This is a genomic window from Rhizobium tibeticum (genome assembly GCF_900110205.1).
Classification (GTDB): domain Bacteria; phylum Pseudomonadota; class Alphaproteobacteria; order Rhizobiales; family Rhizobiaceae; genus Rhizobium; species Rhizobium tibeticum.
Genome location: NZ_FOCV01000012.1, coordinates 166,608 through 189,815, shown reverse-complemented (window position 1 = coordinate 189,815; position 23,208 = coordinate 166,608). Strand labels below are relative to the sequence as shown.

Here is a 23,208-nt window from a genome sequence, read left to right as displayed (position 1 = left end):
CCTCGACGAACTGCTTCCCTGGAATTGGTCGCCTGTCGCCACCATCTGCGCCGAGGCAGCCTGATGGCAACAATCACTTATGTCCGCACGATCAAATATGTCGCTGAAATTCTCGGCGAGGATCCGGAGCTTCTCCGGGCAATCATCTCCAACGATGATAACCTGACCTACGGCAGCATCATCAGCGTCTATAACGGGGAGAACGAATCCATCACCGCGCTGACAGACGACGGCATGGAGGAACTGGGACAGATGCTCTCCTACGCTCGCCGTTCAACCGACGAATGAAACGACTTCCTCGATAGCTTTGTCGACGACGAGGAGCTGGTCGCCCGCTTCAAAGCGAAATCTCGCAGCAGCTTTTTATAATTTATTGACAGAAATATACCTTTTAAGTTGCATTCATCCCAAATGTTGCGATTGCTGAATACAGAGCGTTCAATGAGTATTGTCGGCAAATGTTCAGTAAGTTCATTGGCAATTTGATCGCGGTCACCTTATGCGCTGCGCCGATGATGGCGCAGGATCTCAAAAGCCGTTCCACGTACGACGACACACCTATTGTTTGCGCTGCGTACTTCCGCATGCTGGTGCGCGCCTACGAAGATGACGGCGACCAGCTCGGTGCCAAGCAATACATGGAGAGGTTCAACCGGTCGTACACACAAGGACAGGCTAACATCACCTCCGTTGGTGGCACAGAAGAAGAGGCACATAAGGTGACGCAGCGCTTTATCGACATTATCAGTGAGATGGCCGAAAAGCGACAAGAGCCCGCGCTGAAGTCTCTTGTCGCTATGTGTAATCGTCAGTTCCCCTGACTCCCAGAACGTGGGTCTAATCGCTAAACGTCAGACCCCATTCATCAAAGCGAAATCTCTGCGGTAACAATCGGTCGGTTACATTCAAAGTCGTCTCGCATCATTCGACGAAGGGGGTGGTGTATTCTAGAATCTGATTGCAAGCGGTGCTGGCATCCCGCCTTCATGCTCGACCTGAGAGAAGTAGCACATCGTATCCTCTTTGCGCGGACCCATGGCGCGCGCCACTTTTGTCAATCTGTCGCTTATCCCCCGGAACCTTTGGACCTCCTTTTTTGTTTTCGCCTTAGGAGGAGAATGTCATGTCGTCGAACGAGGCATTCAAAAGCCGGCTGACCGAGCTGGGGATCGTTTCGCCCAAGCACGCGAAGGTCCGAGGGTTGAACAAACAACAGCAAGAGCTCGTTTACGCCTACCGGCTGGGGAAGCTCGACGAAAAAACTTTCCAATTTCACCTTTTAGAAGATCCAGCGTTGGCCGAGTGGGTGCGACGGGTATTAGAAGCTGCAAGTCATGACCCCCTGAGAAAGTGAATCGCTGACTTGTTCCACAAACATAATGGGCTGCTTGCGCCGAGTGAGCCGTCCGCCTTGTTTATCTCAATCACGACGGCGTTATCCTGCACATCTCGCAACCCTTTATATGAAGCGTGCCGCACCTTCCCGTCATGCGTCCAAGCGCGATACTCGATCTCCGCTATCAGCGTCGGTTGCACCCAAACGAGATTCTTGCGCCGGCCTTCGTAGCTAAACGGCGGCCCCTTTCGTTTGATCCGATCGAGCGTCTTCCGCAGGACCGATTTCATGTTGACTTCATTGACAGGCGCTGGAGAGCGGCCGCGCGGATGTGTTGAGCCGCAACGAGTACGTTCATTTGTTTTCTCCACAGATTGTGATGACCGCCGTTTTGTGAAGCGTCAAAAGACGAGCGGCGCCGGTTAGGGCGGGTTCCAGCAGATAAACAAATAGTCCTAAAGTATAATACCTAAGTACATCTGGCATCGCGCCGAAGACAGTCTAGAATTAATTGCTTCCTGTCTGGGTGAATACGACTGTCTTGTGTTCGGGATCTCATCCCACGGTATTCGAGCTCCCGTCCCTTTCTCAAAGGAGTGTCAGGATGTCTTGTTTCAAAAATCCCAACCTGCCTCGCAATACTGCACGCCGGCGTTTTCTGGGGGTGGCGGCCGCGGCCGGTGCTCGTTTCGCGAGCGTGGCGGCCATTGTTATGGCGGCTTCATCGTCGCCAGCGCGCGCGGCGGGCCTGCATTTGGGATGGGGTAACGGCAACGGCAACTCCGGCGGCAACGGCAACTCCGGCGGAGGCGGGAGCAGTGGTGCGCAGTGCTTTCTGCGTGGCACGTCGATTCTCACGGATTGCGGTGAAAAGCGTGTCGAGGATCTTCGGATTGGCGATTGCGTCGCCCTTCCGGGCGGAGACGCCCGCTCGATCAAATGGGTTGGTCGCCAAGTGTTCAGGAAGGGCGGCCCGCACTGGCATGACGGTGTCGTGCCAATCCGAGTGGCGCGCCATGCGCTTGATAGTCGTACGCCACATTCGGATCTCTACCTGTCGCCTGGCCATGCGCTATTCCTGAATGGCGTTTTGATCCGCGTGAAGGATCTCGTGAATGGTACGACGATCGCACCGATCGCACCCCACGACGATATGACGATTGAGTATTACGCCGTCCTGCTCGCGACTCACGAAGTGATCCTTGCTCAGGGCGCTGCGGCGGAGACCTTGCATCCCTCGGATAGCAATCGCGAAAATTTCTCGAACTTTGCGGAATACGAACGGCTATATGCCGGTGAGGCGCGCAAGGAAATGACATCCTATGCGACAGTCCTTGGCGAGGAAGGCGGCTGGCAGCACCTAAGAGCTCTTCTTCTGCTCGGCGCTTCTCCTATGGCGCCGATATTCGATCCATTCGAGGATGCTTGCGAGAAGATCGATGCCCGAGCCAAGGAGTTGTTGATCTGAACAGCCCCTAGCTTTGCGTTGAATGCTCTCAGAACACCCTGCGCGCAGGATTACACACGGCGACCCGCCGAACCCGGGCGGCGGCCACGGCGAACCACAACTCCCCCTTGCCTGCTCCTCGCTGCGAAGGCCACGAAACTTCAGCTCCTCGGCCTTCGTCGCCTTCGCCCGACGCTCTTCGTTGCTTGGATTGAAGGCTCGTTTGAGTGTTTGAATGTTCAACGTTCAGCCCTCTTTTTGACGATGCTCCGCCTCTCCGGCGTCATGTGTACATAGGATGGTCAACAGTTGATGGGCGCCGGGGCGTAAACTCGCCTCGGCGGGTCGAATTGGTACCAGTGACCATCAGGATCAAGGAGTACTGCAGACGTTCGGTAGCGAAACGGCCTGCCATGTCGTCGAATAGCAGATCGCAGATGAGGCCTGATGGTTTCGCCGTGCTCATCGGGCGCCACGGGTTCTCCCGATCGTGCGCCTCTCGTTCTTGTCGCTCCTTGATCGTCATTGGCCATTCCTCGCGTTTTCTGCAAGATAGGCAGCCGGATCGATGTGCTTGACATCCGACGCCGCGCCGAAGGTTCCAAGCTTGTAGTCGCGATAGGTGCGCTCCCCGACAGGATCGAACTTTGCAGCAGCGATTGTCCGTACCCAGCGGGTGGCTTTGCCGGCGTTGGCCATCATCTGTGGTCTCGGGCACGCGACAATCGGAATCACGCTTGACCTTGATTCGTATGTGATGCCGGGGATGCAGGCAGTTGCTGCAGAGCAAGTTGACGCAGCCATCAAAGCTGCTAAAAAGCCAGCCGTCGAGTGATCGGGTAGCAAATCGGTAGCAAGCACCGATTCTTTGAAATCAACAGAATGTCGATTTCTCAACCTTATCAATTAGATGGAAGAGTGTCCGAGTGGTTTAAGGAACCGGTCTTGAAAACCGGCGTGCGGGAAACCGTACCGTGGGTTCGAATCCCACCTCTTCCGCCAAATTTAATTGATTTTATTGCATTTTCCTGATTTTAACGACAGAAAATAGCAGATTATCATAACGCATTTTTAGACTCATTTCAGCCGACCGGAACTTTCCTTCACGCCGCCAGTTTTACCATTGCAGCGTTTCCAACACGCTGTGGGACCAGCATCGCCCAAATGCAGAGGTCCGCAATAGGCCCGGCCGTGGGTACCCTCCTCCGCCGGGCTTTTGCTTTTCTACCTGCTGCCTTGGAACTTTTGAGGGGCCTGTCAGTTGGCGGGACGCAATGGACTCTGACAGGTCATTGCACGCTGGTATCCAGTCCCTCTAGAGCCAGCAGAAAGGGCTCGGCGTATTACCGTCGGGCCTTTTCGCTTTGCCTGTGGCATCGGAATGAAAAACCGACGGTGATCCGCGACAATCCTGCAACCAACGTCGGCGCGGCGCGTTCTTCAACTGCGAAATCCGAGGATCCAATCAATGAAAATCATATCTGTTGCGGCCGTAACCATGGCTTTATCTGCTGGCGCTACCTTCGCCCAGCAGCCGAGTGATGCGCCGTCTCCGCCACCTACCGCCACGACTGCGGCGCCCGAATCGACAGCGCAAGCGCAACAAGCAGCGCCTCCCTCAAATCAGGATCGCCAACGCTCTGATTGGCACAGGGGACGGGGTGATCGTCCGATGGCGTCAAGGGCCGCGCGTTTTTACGTCCAGGATGGCGACGTCAAAATTCGCATCCAGTGTGCCGATGACGAGCCAACAAAGGTTTGCGCCGATCTTCTATTGCAAATGCTCGACAGATTGGATGGGTCCTCATCGTCGAGAGGCGATCGCGATCGTTACCGCGACCGCGATAGTGACGACTAACGGTTGGGGTTGTTGCCAAAGAAAAAACCTGCCGGCATTCGCGCCGACGGGCGTCGCAGCACGCGCCGTGGGTAAGACTAACTGGTATTGAGCAACCGGAACGTGCTATTTTGATCACGTGGTGTTGTCGTTGAGGGGAATGAGCAATGGCAGTAGAACGCAAGCATGAAATCGTTCGACACGCGCAGCCATGGGCGCCCGACTGGCAAACGTCTATTCAAGCTCAGATCATGGAAGGGGGACTAGCAGCCGCACAAGCCAAGCTCGACACTGGCGACTTTGATCCTGCAAACGAGTATGTCGAGGTATCGGTACCACTCAGAGTGAAAATCCAAATCCCGGTAGACGCCAATCGGAAGCTGATTTGGAGCGATGCAGGCGTGCAATGCGGCTGTATCTGGTCGCAGCCCGGAGTCTGTAAGTGTACCGGGCCCGGCGCTGGCGATCCGACCTGCAATTGTGTGCCAGAAACATTGCCCCCTGTAGCGTAGCCAAAACGGCCCCAGACTAAGGCCAGACGGAACGTCCCACCGGGCTTTTCTGCGCAGCGTGAAGAAACCCACCAGCATTTGCGCTGGTGGGCCGCCCCTTCTATTGGCGGTAAGGCCGATCGCGGCTAGGCGCTTTTAGTTCCGCGCAATTGATCTGAACCTGACAGGTAGCGCTTTAGATTGCCAAACCGCATGTTTTTATGCCGTGGGCACGCGCCATTCGTTTTGTGCGGCTTGCAAAGACCACACGCGGCAATGCGCGGGCGCTTTCTCTTGTGATGCATGAATATCTCCGAACACTGTCGGTGCGCCCTGATGGCGCACGCGCATGTGTCGGAGATCGAGAGGCTGAGATGTCATGCACCCAGCCTAACACGGGATGGGCCGTTGGTGGAATAACCGACCGGCGCGCTGCTGGTGTAGGCGCAGGTGGTGACCGCGCCGGCCTCTGGTGACTAATAAAAGGGGCACGCCATCATGGCGGCCGGCGCGCATGTCGCGCCTAGAAATCTAGGTAGCGGGTGGCGACGTCGTGATGCCATCGCCACCAGCCCGTCCGGCGTGTTCACGCACCGGACGCCCCGCGCGGGATCTGAATTAGTGAATGTCCTGCTCGAGTACTCGGAGCGGATCGCCGGCACGCCAATTCCGTAAAAATCAATACTACTAGGGCTGTTCAGCATGCTGCTATCAAGCGTCATCGTGAACTGGTCCTTCGGCGACACGCAAATCTGGTCCGCCAGGGGTTGTTAGTTACTCCCCATACCGAGCGTTGTTGCGGGCTTCTGCAGGAGTCCACTACGGCGCTTTTCTCGTAGTCTGTAGCTATCGCCACGGATTGTGATGACGTGACTGTGGTGCAGCAACCGGTCGAGGATAGCAGTTGCCACGACGGGGTCGCCAAACACCGTTCCCCACTCTCCGACGCTGCGATTGGAGGTGACGAGCATCGCACCTCGCTCGTAGCGCCGGGATACGAGCTGGAAGAACAGGTGTGCTGCGTTGAGGTCGAACGGAAGATAGCCGAGCTCGTCGATGATGAGCAGCTTGGGCTTGGCGAGAAACGCGAGCCGCTCTTCCAGGCGGCCCTCCTGAGGCCTTGTGCGCACGCCCGAATACCAACCGAGATATCGCTGGAGACCTCCGTGGCCGGGTGAAGGCCATCAGGATTTCGCCGCGTGGGATGGCGATTTGCAGTTCGGACGGATCTTGCTCGACCTCACCAGCACGAGAAATGGTCAGTGGAGTTGGGCAATCAACCACATACCCTGGCAGCGTCAAACCATCATGCCACACCACGGACGGGCGCCCGAGTGCACGCGAGGTCTCGATTGGTGGGAAGGGCTTTACGAGAAGGTGAGCGGCCGCATGGGCGCTAGGTTCATGGCCGCCGCCCGATGGCACTACCCGCACTTTTGCGAGTAGACGATTTCAGGCTGGCCTGCTGTCATCCACGACGAAGGAGACAGCGCCCATGACACCAACCGTAACCACCTGCCACGTTGCCACTCAGCTGCCGAACGGACAGTGGCACGTCCTGTTCGGCAGAGCCCTAGGCTTTGCTGAAGCTCGTGTAATGAACGTCGCAGAACTAATAGAGATCATCCAAGCAGAGTCCGCTTTGGACGAGGATAAAGTCTCGAATTAACCGTGATCCAATACCTGCAAATGATCTACGCGGTGTTTTTCATTGACTCTATCCATCAAAGGTTGCACTTTCCGAACATTCAACGTTCCGGATATTCAATGACTTCGCGAATTTTATACGTTCTATTGGTATTGGTTGTGGCTGGCGCGCTTCTCCGGTGGGCGATGAACTGGTGATTCTGAGATGAGGAAATTGCGTTTGATAAGGATGTTCATTCTGGCCTTGCCAGCGCTGCTTTTATCCGAAGCAGTTCGGGCGAACATGCTTCCGCTTTCCAAGATTAATCGCAAAATTGAGAGCCACATCCAACGCAGCAACACGAAGAAGAACGTTCGATGTCTCGCTTTCATACTGAAGGACTTTCAGGAGCGAAAAATTCCCAAGTCGAGGATTCTCGTCACCTTCGACGATCCGAACATTGACGGCATTGGCATAGGACTGGACGAAACGGACGAGAACTACACTTGCGAAGCCGGTGAACTCCGATCCTGGGAAGCGAATAAGTACCAGGTTGCGAAGACATTCTAACAGAATTGGTGACGAAACGAAAATCAGCCTTCCTGTAAGCTTGCGCTTTGGAGCTGTGCGATTGCTCACAACACGTCACTTCACTTACGCGGTTATTCTGCTCTGCCTTTTTTCCGGCTTGGCCGGGGCTTATTCGCTATCCGGTTTGTCGCTCGAAGGAATGGATCGGAGCCGCTTCACCTACGAGTTTAGGACGTGCTACTACCCACGCTGCGGCCCTATGATAGTGCACGACAGCTGTGTCAAGCGAAGTGAAGATTTGACCCCGCAGTTTCTCATTTCGCCTGACAAGCTGGCTCGACGAAGCTCTCGCGAAAGCACAGCGGAGCAAGAATTGATGATGGGGCGGTGTTTTTTTGATAAGCGGCCAGGACCGTTGTCGGATACGCTCCTTCCTCGTCGAGGCTCGCGGCCAAAGGTTCCCTCCCTCAACTTTGCGGTGTCGCAGGCGTAGCCTTCGCATCCGGCGAATACGGTTGGATCCAGGTCAAGGGACCAACCACAATGAACGTCAAGGCATCGCGCGGCGCACACTCGCCTTAACACGACGGCAACGGCCGGCTCTCTGGACGATGACGGCAGGCACCCACGATGCAGATCCAGGGCGCTTAAAAGAGGCGCGCCATCATGGCGGCCGCCGCGCATGTCGTGCCTAAAGCTTTCGTGGTGTAATGAGATCCCAGAGCTCCGCAAGCCGATAGGACTTAAAGATCAACCAGTCGATCGCTGATCCGCGCAACCCATTGCACTCACGGCATGCCGCGGCGAGGTTGTCCCGATGGCTCCATCCCCTCCTCCGCCCCACCCGTAGGTGCTCGAGCGTGGCGGCGTCTGGTCGGATCCGTTCGGCTGGCGTGAGGCCAAACATCATCGGTCGGTCGCAGCAGCAGCAACGAGCAAAAGTGTCGGCATCCACATTGCGTCGGATGGAGGCAAGTGAAGGTGCCGTTGAAGGTATGAAGAACAATGTTGCCGCGGTGATTACCGCGCTACAAGCCGCCGGCATCACCTTCCTCGACGGCACCTATTCTGGCTCTGGGGGCCCTGGCGCCCGTCTGACGCAGCCCACCGGCGCCCCGATCGACGTAGATACTAACGAGACCGTCCAGTACAAGGAGTACCTGACGAACGACGCACCTCCCGGCGCGGGCGGTTAAACCGGGCCAGCCGCATGGCCTCTGGCGCTAACACCCAAAAATGACCCATCGTTCATATTCAATCTTGACTTGCTTCCGCCCTTGCCCGTGTGCAATCGGTTAAGTTGCAGTCGGGTAGCTATCAGTTGGCGTCAGGAGTTGGGGTCGTGGGGGATCTTAAAGTTGTACTTAAGGGCGAATACGACAAGTGTCTCGAACTCATCGTTGAAACGAGGAATGGGACGAAGCGTTGGCTGAATATCGACGACAGAACCGGCCAGCATATTGATGTAACCTCTTCACAGCTCAGGTCGCTTGAAGAGACAGCTCGGTCGCTGGCCAAGGCGATGAAGGAGATCGGTGCCAACAATCCGTCCTGTCTCCGGCCGACGAAAGAATGGCATTTTAAATAGCGGGTCGGTGGTTGATTGCGGTCGATCGTCCTGCATACCTGACCGCCCTCACCCTACTCATCGAGCGACGCGAGAGCAGTGCCGTCGAACCCCTTTTGCTCTTTGCGATAGACGCAGCGACCAGGCGTGACGAAGCATCCCAGCGAACGTCCGTGATGAGATTCAAGAATTTTTCCTGTGGTTGATTGAGCGCTCATCGCGATCAAAGGCCGCTCACGCAATCTCTCAACGTCCACAGATAAGTGCTCGACCTAAAGTAGACTTCGGTCATTCACTTGGTTAGTTGGGCGCTCAGAGGTAAAGATATGCGCGATTCTGAAAATCAGAAAAGCGATGAACTGCCTGCACGCGCACCGCTGCCGGAGAGCGAGAAATTCTTCGACCCTTGGGAAGAAGAGTTCCCGCAGAAGCTACACCAAGGACAACAAGGCCTTCGATTTTTGATCTGAAGGGCGGCCCGAGAGCCGCCATATCTGGCTTCCGATCGCAGTCCCAATCCGCATGGGACCCCCAGTGACGGAAGAATAGTCCAAGCCAGTCAATAACTGCACGACAGCGCGTTGGTCGGCCTGAAGCCGTCCGCGCAAGCGGGGTTCACGGAATTCCGTGGTTGATAACGAAAATCAGGCGGATTTGGATCTCTCGTTGTCGTACAGCTTGAAGTGATCGCGGCCAGACTGATCATTATTCCGACGGCGAGGACTGCTTGAAATCTGCTCATATGACTCCTCCCGACCGCCGTATTCTGCGTCATCCATGCGAAAATGCCGCGCCATCAAGCAGATGCGAGGGCATTCACGAACACTTGACCGCCCCTCCCCAACTCGCCCAGCGTCTTTTCGCGGCCAACCAATCCGCATGTGATCCGCCGCCACCGGACAGTTGTAGCTTTCGGCGCTACTGCCGACGGCATCGTCTCAAGCAGTGTGGTGCCGCATGGTTAAATCCCACGTTCAAATCCCCCTCGATACCACGCTCGCTTCCCCGAGCCGCTCGACCCTGGCAGAAGTTTTACGATGCGTATTTCGGCATAACGGCCGGATTCAATGTGGCGGCACCAGATGGCTTGGAGCGGCTGGGCGTGTGGAAGAGGGACCGGACCAAAACGTCAAAACCAGACAGACGAGGCCAAAGCGGAGGGCGCAGCGCATCGTGAAGTGGTGGCGCCTTGCTCCGTAAGCGACGCTTGACGGCTCCGCGACTTGGATTACACTGAACCCATCATGTTTCTGACGGCTGACCACGGATGAACTGGCAGTTGTTGTTGAGGCAGATTAAAAAGGTCGGCGCCGAGGACGTGCCGGCCTTTTTCTTTGGCACCGATCCTACCCTTGCACGCGTGCGCCTCAAATATTAGAGTTTCCTAATATCGCCGTTGGTAGATTAAGGAGGAAAGAATGCCGACGCCGGATGTCCTTTGGAACACCCCTGTAAATGTTCGACTTCAGAATGGCGCTGAAAAGTCTTTCGAGAGTATCCACGATACCCTGGACTTTCTCGAAAACGAATGGCCCAAAGCCCGCGGTGCTTATCACGATGCAGCCGTAATCAGCTGTCGGAATGCCCTTCGGCGACAAACCCCTCCAGCAGTAAGCAAAGAGCTCTTCCTCGCGGCATGCCTGGAGGCAGGCCTTGCTGTTCGGGGCGGTAAAAGGCGGTCGAACGGCGAACGTTTTTCGCCAACCGTTCATCGACATTTCTGAATGTGACGAAGCTGGAACAAAAGACCGGCAATCGCATTTAGCCGCCAGAGGCATTCGCCTCGACCCTTCCTATGTCCCAGCTCTGGCCCCGCTGCTCTGGCGGGGTCTCAAGGGATGGCAAGAGAGATGTTCTTCATGGAGGATGTTGTGATGTCTCGCAAGCACTTCAGTCGCCACGATGCGCCCCTGGATTCTGACGACCTACGCAAATGCCACGTAGTTCTAGATGCCATTTGCGAAGAGTTCGAAATAGAGCCTGGCTCCGAGGAGGCGGATCGCATTGCCGCAATCACCATCGAGCTTTATCAGCAGGGCGTGCGCGACGTTGGCCACCTGAAGCATATCGTCGATGCCGCACGAGGCCTCGACCTCGACCGAGATGGAACCAAGCCATAGCCCACCGCGTTTTGCGCTTCGCTCGCGGCCTTCTGGACGTGAGCACTCAGGAGCTCTGACCTTGCCCCGCCCATACCGCGGGGCTTTTTTGCGACCGTTCAATGACAGCAACGCAACGGCATGGGCGACTCCAAAAGAAGTATGTGCTAACCCGAATTGATTACGGTTTTATCTTCGCGGCTTCGGACATGGCCAATGTTTCCTGTCGATGCGAAGGTCGGCGATGTTCGCAAAACGTGAAATTTCCCAAATTCAAGATATGGTATGATTACCCGTTCGAACACGCTGTCGGAGAACCTATGTCGCAGGGCCTGTCCGAACCCCAAATGGGCTTTATGATGGCTATCGTTCGGCGTCTCCTGGCAGCGACACATCATATCCCACCACGGATGGGCACCGACGCCACATGATGCGTCTCGCTGGTGGAAGGGACCTACGAGAAGGTGAAATAGTTGCACTATCGCTAGGGGCCTTGATCACCTGCGCGAGCGGGAACGAATTGCAGTGTCGGGCGTTAACCGCTGGCCTTGAGATTTGAAACCCCTCAAGGTCGACTCTCGACTCGGACCCTCGCAACCGCGACAGCGGGGGTTCTTTTTTGCAGCAGTCGATTGCAGTGGAGGTACCAGGAACCTTCACTCCGTGGTGGCGCAGGAACGAATCCCCGATAGCGGCGTTTTACCCGACGATGTCGGCGCATCGACATCAAGCTCAGATGTCTGAGGCTCTGCGTCCCCCCGGTCGCAGGGCCTCATTCGTGATGGCTTTGAACATAAGACCTACGTTTCGACAGCTTTCGCTGTGGACTGGCGGCTCTTTTCATGCGCTGCCCACATCTTCGTCCCTATGCCTATATTGCACACTGGTGGACCGAAGATATCGAGAACTATGGCGACGCCGTCAGGTTCCGCGACAAGTTGTGCGCTGAGGGTGGCAACAAGATGCTCCTAGAGACGAGCAAATCTGCGTTCAGCTTGAGGAGGAGCTGCAGTCCTATTTTGACGCTCCGCACGTCGACGTGCCGTGACGAATTCTCTCCCCAACCCGCTGCCATGAGCGTATGATGGCTGTTGTGCCAATGATCCCCGTCTTTGGCACTCTTGGGACGTCGGGTAAACTCTCCTCAAAGCGCGCCTGAAGTCTCACTGGTGTCCTGTCGCCACGGCAGGACGGGTTGAGGGGCCAGGTTCTCGACAGCGATCCCCTGCGCGTACGCCTAGCTGCCGAACCTCCCCCTCGATTTTCTTCTTCGGACTTAGGTCCGACTGGTGATCCGGCGGATTGGCGTACTCTTTGATTGTTCTGTCTCGGGTGAGTGGAACGAGAAGGGAAGCCGTTGCCCCACCCAAACCCGAAAGGGCTTCCCTTTCGATCACGAACGACGGTTTCATCGCTCCGGCTGCTGGATATCGACTTTACGCTGCTGCCAAGTCGCGCCGTCTGTTGACGCTCGGCCGGAGCGAAATCCAAAACATCGACGCGCGGCTGTCGGCAACATCTTCCAGGTCCGTATTGCGCACGCCCGAATACAAACCGAAATATCGCTGGCGAGAAACATGGCCGGGTGAAGGCCATCAGGATTTTGCCTCGTGGGATGGCGATTTGCAGTTCGGCCGAATCCTGGAGGATCTCACCAGCTCGAAAAAGGGCGAATGGATCTGGGCAATCAACCACATCCCTTGGCAGCGTCAAACCATCATGCCACACCACGGATGGGGCCGAACGCACGCGAGGCATCTCGGCTGGTGGAAGAGACCTATGAGAAACTGAAGAAGCTGCACGGTCGCTAGGTGCAGCCCCGTCCGGCTCTGCCGACATGATGACATCAACAACCTACAAGTTGTGAGGCGCCATCAGATTTCTCGTTTAACCGCCACCGTTTGTTAACCATGGAATACCTACCTTGGCACCCATAGGCTGCATGATGCATCGCTGATTCCATTTCTGTGCCATCTGAAGTTTTAAATTTAGGCGTTTTATGACCTCGCTCATTACCAACACGTCAGCGGCTGTCGCGCTTCAAACGTTGAGATCGGTTAACTCTAAGCTGCAAGACACTCAAACCCGTGTTTCAACGGGTCTGCGGGTCGAAAAAGCTTCCGATAACTCAGCCTACTGGTCGATTGCCACGACGATGCGGTCGGACCGGGCGGCGGTTGCGGCCGTGTCGGATGCGTTGGGACTGGCAGCGGCCGAGGTTGATACTGCTTACGAGGCGATGGAGCAGACAGGAACCGTGTTGAGCCAGATCAAGGCGAAACTGGCTGCCGCGACTGAGAACGGTGTCGATAAGGCAAAAATCCAGGACGAAATCGCGCAACTGGTCCAGCAGACGATTACCATAGCCAATTCGGCCTCCTTCAACGGCGTGAACTGGCTAAACACCGATATCCACGATCTCTATGAAGCGGACCCGAAGGATCGATCCGCCAGCCTTGTATCGTCATTCGTGCGGAACGCCGCCGGCACGGTGAAGGTCGACATGATGTCCCTCGACCAGATCATGACCTCGCTCTACAACAAGGAGGGCGGCGGAATCCTCGACGGTGATCCGCGCAGTCCGCTCACCATCGGCGGCATGAGAGGCGAGAACTATGTCACCACCGACATCACGAATGACTATCTTGCAGACCACATATTGTCCGGCTTCGCCGCAAGGATTTCAAATTCTCTGCCTCTTCACATCACTTCCGGTCAGTCGATTCCCGACGCCATGCTATTTTCCAGTACCGACAAAATAACGTTTGATATTACTCTCGACGGCGACAACCCATCACAAGGATTGTCCGCCCCTCTAAATCCGGGCGAACCTGTTGGCGTCACCGTGAATCAAGCTTTGGTTATCTCGCAACTAGGAAAAGCGTCCATCAGCAATGCAACCGAGATGTCCAAAGTGTTGAACGCGGCGTTTGCTGGCGCGGGGATAGGCACGGATGTCTTAGCCACCCCTTTCTGGCACTATCCTATAGGCGCTCCTGCTTACCCCGACCCTGTAGAATACTTTATCACTACGACTGAGCAATCTGGGCTTAACGGTTCTCAGGTCCAGCTCACTAATTTTAGCTCGACTTTGAACGCTGGTACGCTCGAGAACGCCAACGCATACGGCGGTCTTGGTTCGACCATGACGCTTGATTTCACGCCCTTCAAAATCTACCGCGACGTGTCCTTGGATTTCACCTTCGGCGTGAACGGCGAGGCGACCGAAACCCAAACCATCGATCGCGCGACAATCAATTCCATCCTCGGGACGACGGACGGCTGGATCAACACGGCCGATGACATGGTGACGGTCCTGAAAGCGCTGATCACCCGTCCCAACACCATAATCGAAGCCAACGGGTCGCAAGTTCTCGTAAGATCAGATCCTCTGGACGATCGGTTGAACGGCGGAAAGACCAAGATAGGCTTCACGAATATGATCGTGAACATCGAGCCGTTGCCGATGAGCGGCTTGAAGGCCGTCGACGTCGAAAAGAATCCCGGCATGGTGAGTGCCTATCTCGCCAGCGTCGAGAGCATGCTCGGGCGGGTCATCGATGGGGCGGCCACCCTCGGTTCCCTGAAAAACCACATCGAGATCCAGACCGAATTCGCGAACAACCTGTTCGACGACATTTCGGTCGGGATTGGCAGGCTGGTTGATGCGGACATGGAAGAGGAGTCATCCAGGCTTACAGCGCTACAAACGCAACAGCAGTTGGCAGTTCAGTCGCTTTCCATCGCGAACAGCGCTCCCGGCGCCGTTTTGAAACTATTCCAGTAAAGCATCAGGTAAACAGAAAAGCTGCCTCCCGACTATAAGCCGGGGTACCTTCGTTTTTCCCGTCTTCTCTGATTCAGAGCGCGAGCTTGCCCGCGAATTCAGGTGGTCGCAGCAGGCTTTCCACACGTGCAAAACTGGCGGTGTCCCACGGCAGCAGTTCGTCGATCGAATTCGCGAGTTTCTCGGTATTTCGCAAGGCGATCTGCAGATGCTGATCGATGGGGCGAAGGAGAGTACTGGGAGTACAAAATTGCCTTACCTCGGCGCGCCAGTGATTGGCAGAGGCTCACCTTCCCACATCACCATGGTTCATCTACCGAAGGGCAAGTTTCGCACGGTCCCTCGCAAAATGGCAACTGGATACCGACGTCATCGCACTCGCCTAGCGGCCGATCAGCATAGGATCCTAGGTGCGACAGAACACTCCTAACCCGGTCAGTAACTACAAGAACGCTCATTGCTCGGCCTGAACCCACCCGCGCAAGCTGGATTCACGGAAGTCCTCGGCTGGTACTGATAATCAGGCGGGTTTGGGTTTCGCGGCGCCGTCGTACACGCTGAAGTAATCGCAGCCAGACCGATCAGCATTCCAGCTGCTACAAATGCCTGAAATCTGCTCATATGGAAACCCTCGCCGTGGCGACTTTGCGTCCTTGACGTGAAAATGCCGCCCCATCAACCGGATGCTAGGGCTATCACGAATACTTGACCGCCCTAGGACGGCCGACGCCGCAACCAAGAGGAGACCTTCGAAAGCCTTCGGCATCCGTGCCGGCGGCATGGGTCTATTTTGGGAAGGTGTTTTGAATGGTTGACAGGGCTACTCTAGCAGCCCTTGCATATGTCCAATCCACGCAGCCTTTAGACCCCGAGGCTGGGTGGCGTCGCGAAGATTTACAGGTTGCTTTTCTTGCTGGCATGAACGCCCATCCGCTGTCTGTGCCAGATGTGGCGCGAACATTGGGAGTTTCATCGTCGATAATCCACGATCTCGTGCGGCATCCTTCGCAGACCTGCCTTACGGCCTCAGGCATTTGCAAATGACAGTCGAACCGCGCACCGAACATGACGGGTCTTTCACCGGTATCCATTGCGACAGTTCTCCAGAGAAGCTGGATTTCACGAAGTCCTGAATTTCATCCTGAACAGGACTGACGTCGCGTGGGATGCTGAAGCAACTCCCAGTTTGACCAGATGTGAAGCCCAGATAGTCAAACGTGGTCCAGCCTCCGGCCTTTAGCAGAAGGGTGTCTCCCTTAAACCCCGGCGAACGGACGGCGGTTTCAATCTTCCTCAACCTGGCAGGATCCTCGTTGCAAAACCAAATTGGATTGTCGTCCTGCCAACTCTCCACCGTGCAATTGGCCCCAGCGTATACGCTCGTAATGGTATTTCCCCACGCATCGGCCTCATTCACATCAATTATTTTGAGAAGATACGGCCAAGTGGCCTCCAAGCCGGTATCGAAAACTCGCACCATCTTGAGCGTCCCGTTGCGGAACTCTCCCTTCAGGTCGATTCCACCGGCAGCCAACTCGTCAACGATGGAGAGGAAGTCTGGGTAGGGAAGCCCGTTAACTGAAAGGAGACTTATGTTCTCTTTCACCCCCCGGATATGTTCGAACTTTTTACTCCTTAGCGCCCTTATGATCCGAACCGTAGATTCAGCACCGCGTCTTTTGACTCCCCCGACGGCGACAGCATAAGCACTGGAGGAACGACCGGCGAAATAGTCCCATCCCTCTTGGTCCGCGCCGTTCTCCATCAGCAGGTCAATCAAACGATCATCGGCCTGCGCGTACAGAGCTTCCTTCACAAAGCTCCGCTTGAATCGCCCATCGGCAAATCCATTTCCGTCGACATTCCCGCGACGTAAGATAGTGCGAGCGCCAAGAAAATCGTTCTTCCCTATGGCCGTTATCAAGGCACGACCGTCATCGGTAACGGGATCTGCGATTGCAACCTTTGGCAATCCGCAAATAAGAAAGAACGGCAGTAGCATCATTGCGATGAAATGCGGCCGCCGTCGCGTGATACGTCGAGGAGCGACAATCATTTGCTTACCTTGAACCCGCCCTCCATGAGGCGTACTTTCCGCCGTCGCCCGCTCTAGGGCGCTGCTCATCATTTCTGAAGCCCCGCGCCCTGCGGGGCTTCTTTTGCATTTTCTCGCCATCGTCAGGCAGAATGTGCAGCCCCGCTTCGTGTGCCGCGATTGCGAAAGCGGCCCGAGCTGTCGCTGCCTCAGTGTAGAAGTCCAGTGCCTGTATCAGCATGCTGATACCGGCCGTTGCCTTCAATTTCGACGTCCCTCGGGCTGATAAAGACGGGGATTTCGCCATCCATACCCCTAAACTCCTTGAGTTTTCCTGACTTCGATACATGGAAGCCGGTTCGTTTTCGTCGAGAGGTTGCCCGTCCGGACATTCTCACACGACACCGTCATTAGACTCCGAGCTCAACTTGCATTATGCTTTTAGTAGAAAAACAATAAGGACATGCAAGTGAACATTGTACTATGGGATCGACCGATCCGCGCCGGCGGCACTTTGATCTTTGGACCGCTGGCGGCAAAAGAGTTCATGACCGCCAGTTGGCCAGAAGCAAAAGATCGTAACTTCGACAAGGCCGTGGCGGCGATCCTCGCGGCAATCCGCGGTCGAGGATCGCCGGATCTCGCGCGCGAGCGCTTTGAGAAGGCGCTGCTGTCGGCAGAGCTTGTTTAGGCCACTGAGGCTGTTTATCCGTTCACCCACGTTGCCAAAATCGCATCCGCCATCGATCCCGCGTCACCAATCTTGTGATGCTCGACCGCGCCTGGAAAGTCGGTTTCGCCGTTTGGATTTGCGAAGAATACGGACGACACGAGCTTATGCAAAGCCACAAACGGAAGGCACGATGCGATCCGCGTCGATGGTAAGATGCACTGGGTGAGCCCAAACCTGACACCCGTTTCCGGCAATCTGGTGCTCATTCGAAGCGGTGCTACTGGTAAGCTAGACACGTGGCGTTGGGTGGGGAAACTGTGCACGTCGTGGCGCTGGCTGAGATGATTTAGAAAACGGGGGCATACCTGGGGGTATGCTCCATTACAGCAAAAATAGACGTAGCCAATATCAATGACTTCACGCCAGATGTAACGACACCTCTCCGCCAGTATCCGCCTCATGTGATTGATTTTGCTGCATATTTTAAGGAACAAAAGTAGGCTTCCTCCCTCCCTTTTGTCGTTGTGATCCGGTTTCGTTGGCGGCCCGCCTCGCGCAAGGCGACTGTCCAGTGATCATTCAGCCGAGCAATTACTTGGCATCCCTTCTCCGGCGCCAAAGCCTGACCAGGAACGAACTCTTTGCGAACTTGCGCAATATGAGGCGTTGCTCGCCCCATGCCCACAGTGCAAGCGGCGCAAACCCGTCGACGGTAGGAGATACAAAGGAAGTTCGAAAAGGATTGACGCTAGGCCAGGTCGCAGGTCTCATGCGATGCAAATGCGGCTCTCAGGGCGCGCGATTGATGGTAGGAATCTGTCGCGATGAGCATCGAAAACCACTCAAAGGCGCCTGGCGCCAACATTCACGTAAACCACTACTGCTGTGTGGAGGGATGCGGGAAGTGGGGAGGCTTCGGCCACGCCTCTTCCAAGGGCGTTGAAACGCGATGGTGGTGTGCCGAGCATTATCCGTATTGGGATGACATCAAGAAATCGGATGGACGAGAACAGTGATATGTCAGTTATCTGCTTACCATGGGCACCGCCCGTCAGTAACTGCACGAGCGGCCGTCGCTGGGCCTGAAGCCATCCGCGCAGGCTCGATTCAATGAATCTCCAGGCTGATAGCCTGATGCGGAGCCCATCGAGTTCGGGGGAGTCGAGCATGCCGATGTGAGCGCCGAAAGACTAATAATCGCTCCGGCTGCTACTAAAGCACGAAATCTGCTCATCCTTGCTTCTCCTTGCCAGGGCGGTTTACGCTGCAGGCAGCAATGTATCGCGCCATTAGGTAGATGCGAGGGGTATTACGCAGGGAAGTAGAAATAAATGACCGCCGACGAACGCTTACCCGATTTATGCGCTGCAAATGCTGGCACAAGGGAGCCAGCTGATGATGGGGAACCTGTCGCAATGAGCGTTCTCTCGTGGTGGACAGTCGTACGCATATGGGGACTATCTTCCCTCAAAAGTCGAGAGCGGTGCGGAAGCTGAAAGTTTCTTGACAAGTCGTTCCCCACGTTGGGAGTCAGTTGCAGGCGCAATTATAGCCAATCAGCACGGCTTGAAATAACATTGCTAATTATTTTCAATATGATAACGGAAAATGCCGGACGCCACGTACAGCACAATTCGTCCGACATCTCTTCCGCCATTATCGCAGTTCAGGGACTTGCAAAAAATCTGTTGGTGGGTCGAGGAAGGCCAAGGTGTTCACGCAGTGTCGTGCCCTCGTAATCCAGCCTGAAAATCCCTCGCCGCTGCAGCTCGGGTACGAGCCGATCGACGACATCGCCGAGACCTTGGGGAAGATACGGGAAGACGACATTGAAACCGTCGCTACCGCACTCCACCAGCCATTTCGTCATCTGGTCGGCAATCGTTTCCGGCGTTCCTACGAAGGCAAGGCCGGAGTAGCCGCCATAGCGCTGCGCCAACTGCCGAACGGTCAACTGATCCTCTTGGGCAAGCTTCAGCACCTGCGTGCGGCCAGTCTTGCTGGCATTCGTCTCCGCTATGTCAGGCAACGGCCCATCCGGATCGAAGCCCGAAGCATCGTGGCCGAGAGCGATCGAGAGGGAGGCGATGGCGCTGTCATAGTGAACGAGGCTATCGAGACGCGCCCGCTTCGCGCGCGCCTCCTCGACGCTGTCGCCGATAACGATGAAGGCGGCCGGCAGAATCTTGACATTGTGAGGATCCCGGCCGATCGCGGTCATGCGCCCCTTGATATCGGCATAGAGCGCCTGCGCGGCCGGTAGGTCGCGCGGCGAACAGAAGACGACTTCTGCTGTCTCGGCGGCAAGCTGGCGGCCTGGCTCGGATTGACCCGCCTGCACGATCACCGGCCAGCCCTGCGGCGGGCGGGCGATGTTGAGCGGGCCACGCACGCTAAGCTCCTCGCCCTTGTGATTGAGGACATGCATTCTGGCTGGATCGAAGAACTGGCCACTTTCCACATCGCGCGTAAAGGCGTCGTCGGCAAAGCTGTCCCAGAGCCCGGTAACGACGTCGTAGAATTCCCGGGCGCGGTGGTAGCGCTCGCCATGCTCGACATGTTCCTCGAGGCCGAAATTCAGCGCGGCATCGGGATTGGCCGTCGTTACGATGTTCCAGCCCGCCCGCCCGGCGCTGATATGGTCGAGAGAAGCGAAGCGGCGGGCAACGTGATAGGGCTCGTCGAAAGTCGTCGAGGCCGTCGCAATGAGGCCGATCCGATCAGTGACGGCGGCAAGCGCCGACAGCAGCGTGAACGGCTCGAAGGAGGTTACCGTCTGGCTTCTCTTCAGAGCCTCCACGGGCATGTTGAGCACGGCAAGGTGGTCGGCCATGAAGAAGGCGTCGAACTTCGCCGCCTCCAGCTTTTGCGCAAACTCCTTCAAGTGCTTGAAGTTGAAGTTCGCGTCTCGATAGGCGCCGGGGTAGCGCCAGGCCCCTGTATGCAGGCTGACAGGGCGCATGAAGGCGCCTAGGTGCAATTGCCGCTCCTGTGCCATCAAGCCTCCCGTCTTGTCCTATACCTGCCCTGCCCGAAGACTACGCCTGCGGCTGCTTGGTCTTGCGCAGGTACGGCAATACCGTGTCAAACGAACCGAAGCGGGTTGCCGCGTCCTCGTTCGAAACGGCAGCCGTGATGATGACGTCCTCGCCCTGCTGCCAGTTCGCCGGCGTCGCAACCTGATGCTTTGCGGTCAGCTGGATGGAATCGATCGCGCGGAGTATCTCGTTGAAGTTTCTGCCCGTCGTCATCGGATAGGTGAGGATCAGCTTGATCTTCTTGTCGGGACCGATGATGAAGACCGAACGGACGGTCGCATTGTCCGCCGGCGTGCGCCCCTCCGACGTTTCTCCGGCTCCAGCGGGCAGCATGTCGTAGAGCTTGGCGACCTTCAGGTCATTGTCGCCGATCAACGGATACTCGACATCGAAGCCGGTCGCCGTCTTGATGTCGTTCTTCCACTTGCCGTGGCTTTCCACAGGATCCACGGAGATGCCGATTATCTTGGCGCCGCGCTTGCGGAATTCGGGCTCCAGTCCTGCCATCGCGCCGAGCTCGGTCGTGCAAACCGGCGTGAAGTTCTTTGGGTGCGAGAAGAGCACCGCCCAGCCATCACCGATCCAGTCGTGAAATTGGATGGGACCCTGCGTGGTGTCAGCGGTAAAATCAGGTGCAATATCGTTGATGCGGAGGCTCATGAGCGTTGACCCTTGTTGGTAAAAATGGCGTTGGTTTTCAATGACGGGTGAATTGTCTAGCCGTTTTCAGCCGCTGTTCAAGCACCTGCGTCAAAACGATCGCCTGATGAAGGATAGCCGCAAAGCTCGCCTTATCAGCCGCAACAATATCCACGCTCATTCTGTCGATCATTTGACAAAGCTTCTCGATCTGCGACGCGTCAGATTTGTCGTCCAGATCATGCGCGTATTCGAGGAGAACCCACGCACGACGACGAAGTGTCCGCCGGCGAGTTCCACCCGATATCGTCGATAATCGGCTTGGCGACGCCATGAGATCCTCTACCACACGGACGAGATCTCTCTGCCGAGAGACGGCTTTTTCTGCGGTATCTTATCGAGATGGCGGGTCCTGGCTTTCAGCGCTTCGAAAACACGGTAGCCGCCCGGCCAACGGCCATAGCCGCTGGCGACATTGATGTGTCCGGCCAGACCGGCGTTGCGCAACTCGCTGCCCCAGAGACGGGCGAAGAGCGTCAGGCGGTCGAGCGACATGTAATGATCGTTCAGGCTGCCGACGACGATGCTCGGAAACGGCAGCTTAGCCGTCGGCATCGTGCCGAAACCAATCTGGCGGGGATGAAGCTTCTCGGTCGCCGGCAGATCGCACGGCGCCACGAGGAGTGCTCCCCGCACCCGTGCTGCGGCAGGCCGCCCGGCGAGGCTCGCTGCAAGCAGACATCCTAAGCTATGGGCCACGATGTAGGCCTCGCCGACCTCTTCGAGCACGGCCTCGAGCCTTGCCCGCCAGATACTCAGGTGCGGATGATCCCAGTTGTCCTGATGGACGAGCCGACTCTCGGGATGATCCCGCAGCCAGGCGGTTTGCCAATGCGCATCCTCTGATCCGAAGAGCCCGGGAAGAATAAGTACTGGCGTCATCATCAATCCTTATCGCGTCGTGTGAGCTATCTGTTGCTAGAGAACGCCGAGAGTGATCGCGAAGAGAAAGACGAAGGCGAGTACCGTGGCCACAGAAGCGGCCATATCTGCCACAACACCTACAAGCCGGCTTCGCGGAGCGATGCGGCGATCATCGAAAACGGCCATGATGACCCCTCAGTACCAGGGCCCCGGAGATGGGTTCCAATAGTAGATTTCATAGTCGCGGGCCGTCGGCTCGCCGTCACTTTGCAACTCGACGCGCGGTGCGCTCGCCGTCAGTTGCGGAGGCCCGAGGACGGCCCACCGTAGCCATAAAAGAAGAGACTGCAGCATCGGCTTCTCCTTGTTTACCTTGTCATATCAACTGGTTTCGCCTCGCATTCGAAAGCAAGTCCGCGGCGCTGGCGACGGGGCCGAACAGCATCAGCAGACGGTTTTGCTCGCGCACCGTCAGCCGATAACGGCGAGCAAAGTCGAAGACGCTCCAAAGCTCGCTTCCCATCGGCGTCTTCTCCACACTGTCCATGTCACCATCCCCCCAGATCTCACTCGGCGGCCTGAAGCGTGGCCTTTGCCGACGGGAGGAAGGAGAAGGCAGCCAACTCATCGACGACAGAGCCGATGCGGCCAGACAGCGCCTCGGAGACGACTTTGTAGTCGACGAAATCGCGGTCCGAGGCATAGACGGCCGTCGGCAGCGTATGGGCCATGAAGAAGCCGAACAGTGGCCGCAGTTGATGCTCGACAATCAGGGCATGGCGATCCCCGCCACCGGTCGCAGAGATGATGATCGGCTTGGAGCGGAGTTCGCTCGGCTCGATAAGATCGATCAGATGCTTGAAAAGGCCGGGATAAGATCCTTTGTAGGTCGGCGAGCCGACAACCAGGACATCCGCCTTGACGATATCATCGAGAACCTGGCTGGCCTGTTCATCCAGCTCGCTGCGCCATAGGGCAGTGCCCAAAGATGGGCCAACGTCCTTGAGATCGTAGATTTTCGAGGAAAAGCCATAGTTTGCAGCGGCAAGCCCGGCAATATGCTCGACCAGGGCATAGGTCTTGGACGGACGGTTGAAACTACCGGCAATGCCCACCAATCGCAGCGACATATATCTCTCCTTCGTTATCGCACCGAATATTGTCTATAAATTTAATG

The 23,208-nt window shown here is 56.4% G+C and carries 24 protein-coding genes, 1 tRNA gene and 3 pseudogenes; 13 read left to right on the top strand and 15 right to left on the bottom strand.

From position 1 onward, the window contains the following. The first annotated feature begins 63 nt into the window (after positions 1 to 63). From BSG20_RS15635 to BSG20_RS15625, 3 genes and pseudogenes are all read left to right on the top strand, one after another. Positions 64 to 369 (top strand): annotated as a pseudogene (locus tag BSG20_RS15635) (hypothetical protein). An 89-nt stretch (positions 370 to 458) separates the two neighbouring features. Then, complete coding sequence (locus tag BSG20_RS15630) at positions 459 to 821, top strand: hypothetical protein (RefSeq protein WP_072376427.1); 363 nt, start codon at positions 459 to 461, stop codon at positions 819 to 821. 302 nt (positions 822 to 1,123) lie between these two features. Beyond that, the gene (locus BSG20_RS15625; protein ID WP_024318889.1) at positions 1,124 to 1,354 is read left to right on the top strand and encodes a hypothetical protein; all 231 of its coding nucleotides are present in this window, start codon (positions 1,124 to 1,126) and stop codon (positions 1,352 to 1,354) included. Positions 1,355 to 1,416: 62 nt separating this feature from the next. Here BSG20_RS15625 and BSG20_RS15620 read toward each other — a convergent pair. Further along, positions 1,417 to 1,614 (bottom strand): annotated as a pseudogene (locus BSG20_RS15620) (ATP dependent DNA ligase); the annotation flags it as partial. 326 nt (positions 1,615 to 1,940) lie between these two features. On the opposite strand from BSG20_RS15620, the gene BSG20_RS15615 reads away from it, so the two are divergent. Beyond that, positions 1,941 to 2,804: a Hint domain-containing protein gene (locus BSG20_RS15615; protein WP_072376429.1), complete on the top strand. Its 864-nt coding sequence runs from the start codon at positions 1,941 to 1,943 to the stop codon at positions 2,802 to 2,804. A 501-nt stretch (positions 2,805 to 3,305) separates the two neighbouring features. Here BSG20_RS15615 and BSG20_RS36475 read toward each other — a convergent pair. Next, a complete protein-coding gene (locus BSG20_RS36475) occupies positions 3,306 to 3,485 on the bottom strand; it encodes a hypothetical protein (RefSeq protein WP_167371567.1) in 180 nt (59 codons plus the stop codon). A 210-nt stretch (positions 3,486 to 3,695) separates the two neighbouring features. On the opposite strand from BSG20_RS36475, the gene BSG20_RS15605 reads away from it, so the two are divergent. Next, positions 3,696 to 3,785, top strand: a tRNA-Ser gene (locus BSG20_RS15605). Positions 3,786 to 5,881: 2,096 nt separating this feature from the next. On the opposite strand, the pseudogene BSG20_RS15595 reads toward BSG20_RS15605, so the two are convergent. Continuing rightward, a pseudogene (locus BSG20_RS15595) lies at positions 5,882 to 6,223 on the bottom strand (ATP-binding protein); the annotation flags it as partial. Positions 6,224 to 6,987: 764 nt separating this feature from the next. Here BSG20_RS15595 and BSG20_RS15585 point away from each other — a divergent pair. From BSG20_RS15585 to BSG20_RS37450, 7 genes are all read left to right on the top strand, one after another. Beyond that, complete coding sequence (locus BSG20_RS15585; protein WP_244541341.1) at positions 6,988 to 7,308, top strand: hypothetical protein; 321 nt, start codon at positions 6,988 to 6,990, stop codon at positions 7,306 to 7,308. Between the two features lie 902 nt (positions 7,309 to 8,210). Beyond that, positions 8,211 to 8,465, top strand: coding sequence for an XRE family transcriptional regulator (locus BSG20_RS15580; protein WP_177309846.1), 255 nt, complete (start codon positions 8,211 to 8,213; stop codon positions 8,463 to 8,465). Between the two features lie 146 nt (positions 8,466 to 8,611). Continuing rightward, the gene (locus tag BSG20_RS15575; RefSeq protein ID WP_072376441.1) at positions 8,612 to 8,857 is read left to right on the top strand and encodes a hypothetical protein; all 246 of its coding nucleotides are present in this window, start codon (positions 8,612 to 8,614) and stop codon (positions 8,855 to 8,857) included. Between the two features lie 305 nt (positions 8,858 to 9,162). Then, positions 9,163 to 9,306 carry a hypothetical protein gene (locus tag BSG20_RS36470; protein WP_167371566.1) on the top strand — a complete coding sequence of 48 codons (144 nt, stop codon included), beginning with the start codon at positions 9,163 to 9,165 and terminating at the stop codon, positions 9,304 to 9,306. A gap of 948 nt (positions 9,307 to 10,254) precedes the next feature. After that, positions 10,255 to 10,560, top strand: a complete 306-nt coding sequence (locus BSG20_RS15560; RefSeq protein ID WP_072376445.1) for a DUF982 domain-containing protein — start codon at positions 10,255 to 10,257, stop codon at positions 10,558 to 10,560. 150 nt (positions 10,561 to 10,710) lie between these two features. Continuing rightward, positions 10,711 to 10,956: a hypothetical protein gene (locus BSG20_RS15555; protein ID WP_072376686.1), complete on the top strand. Its 246-nt coding sequence runs from the start codon at positions 10,711 to 10,713 to the stop codon at positions 10,954 to 10,956. 1,978 nt (positions 10,957 to 12,934) lie between these two features. Further along, on the top strand, positions 12,935 to 14,722 hold the full coding sequence (locus BSG20_RS37450) for a flagellin N-terminal helical domain-containing protein (protein WP_072376447.1): 1,788 nt from the start codon (positions 12,935 to 12,937) through the stop codon (positions 14,720 to 14,722). 73 nt (positions 14,723 to 14,795) lie between these two features. Here BSG20_RS37450 and BSG20_RS38405 read toward each other — a convergent pair whose 3' ends face one another. The 3 genes from BSG20_RS38405 to BSG20_RS15520 form a co-directional block, all read right to left on the bottom strand. Next, positions 14,796 to 14,918: a hypothetical protein gene (locus BSG20_RS38405; RefSeq protein WP_280142193.1), complete on the bottom strand. Its 123-nt coding sequence runs from the start codon at positions 14,916 to 14,918 to the stop codon at positions 14,796 to 14,798. A 239-nt stretch (positions 14,919 to 15,157) separates the two neighbouring features. Then, positions 15,158 to 15,343, bottom strand: a complete 186-nt coding sequence (locus BSG20_RS37445) for a hypothetical protein (RefSeq protein ID WP_072376449.1) — start codon at positions 15,341 to 15,343, stop codon at positions 15,158 to 15,160. Between the two features lie 397 nt (positions 15,344 to 15,740). Continuing rightward, the gene (locus BSG20_RS15520) at positions 15,741 to 16,850 is read right to left on the bottom strand and encodes a hypothetical protein (protein WP_244541339.1); all 1,110 of its coding nucleotides are present in this window, start codon (positions 16,848 to 16,850) and stop codon (positions 15,741 to 15,743) included. Positions 16,851 to 17,226: 376 nt separating this feature from the next. Between BSG20_RS15520 and BSG20_RS15510 the strand changes: the two genes are divergently transcribed. Further along, positions 17,227 to 17,448, top strand: coding sequence for a DUF982 domain-containing protein (locus BSG20_RS15510; RefSeq protein ID WP_024318798.1), 222 nt, complete (start codon positions 17,227 to 17,229; stop codon positions 17,446 to 17,448). Positions 17,449 to 18,481: 1,033 nt separating this feature from the next. Here BSG20_RS15510 and BSG20_RS37430 read toward each other — a convergent pair. The 9 genes from BSG20_RS37430 to msuE all read right to left on the bottom strand — a co-directional run bounded on the left by BSG20_RS37430 (position 18,482) and on the right by msuE (position 23,161). After that, the gene (locus BSG20_RS37430; protein WP_072376460.1) at positions 18,482 to 18,664 is read right to left on the bottom strand and encodes a hypothetical protein; all 183 of its coding nucleotides are present in this window, start codon (positions 18,662 to 18,664) and stop codon (positions 18,482 to 18,484) included. A gap of 432 nt (positions 18,665 to 19,096) precedes the next feature. Continuing rightward, positions 19,097 to 20,428 carry an LLM class flavin-dependent oxidoreductase gene (locus BSG20_RS15490; protein ID WP_072376462.1) on the bottom strand — a complete coding sequence of 444 codons (1,332 nt, stop codon included), beginning with the start codon at positions 20,426 to 20,428 and terminating at the stop codon, positions 19,097 to 19,099. 40 nt (positions 20,429 to 20,468) lie between these two features. Then, entirely contained in the window at positions 20,469 to 21,128 is a 660-nt protein-coding gene (locus BSG20_RS15485) for a peroxiredoxin (protein WP_024318796.1), read from the bottom strand. A gap of 37 nt (positions 21,129 to 21,165) precedes the next feature. Beyond that, positions 21,166 to 21,441, bottom strand: coding sequence for a hypothetical protein (locus tag BSG20_RS35610; protein WP_143147486.1), 276 nt, complete (start codon positions 21,439 to 21,441; stop codon positions 21,166 to 21,168). Positions 21,442 to 21,449: 8 nt separating this feature from the next. Next, positions 21,450 to 22,049 (bottom strand): RBBP9/YdeN family alpha/beta hydrolase, encoded by a 600-nt coding sequence (locus tag BSG20_RS15475; RefSeq protein WP_072376688.1) that lies wholly within the window; start codon positions 22,047 to 22,049, stop codon positions 21,450 to 21,452. A gap of 36 nt (positions 22,050 to 22,085) precedes the next feature. Beyond that, the gene (locus BSG20_RS38400) at positions 22,086 to 22,217 is read right to left on the bottom strand and encodes a hypothetical protein (protein WP_280142192.1); all 132 of its coding nucleotides are present in this window, start codon (positions 22,215 to 22,217) and stop codon (positions 22,086 to 22,088) included. Positions 22,218 to 22,226: 9 nt separating this feature from the next. Next, the gene (locus tag BSG20_RS36465; protein ID WP_167371568.1) at positions 22,227 to 22,385 is read right to left on the bottom strand and encodes a hypothetical protein; all 159 of its coding nucleotides are present in this window, start codon (positions 22,383 to 22,385) and stop codon (positions 22,227 to 22,229) included. A 22-nt stretch (positions 22,386 to 22,407) separates the two neighbouring features. Continuing rightward, on the bottom strand, positions 22,408 to 22,578 hold the full coding sequence (locus tag BSG20_RS36460) for a hypothetical protein (protein ID WP_167371569.1): 171 nt from the start codon (positions 22,576 to 22,578) through the stop codon (positions 22,408 to 22,410). A 19-nt stretch (positions 22,579 to 22,597) separates the two neighbouring features. Further along, entirely contained in the window at positions 22,598 to 23,161 is a 564-nt protein-coding gene (gene msuE / locus BSG20_RS15470; protein ID WP_072376466.1) for an FMN reductase, read from the bottom strand. Positions 23,162 to 23,208: the final 47 nt, after the last annotated feature.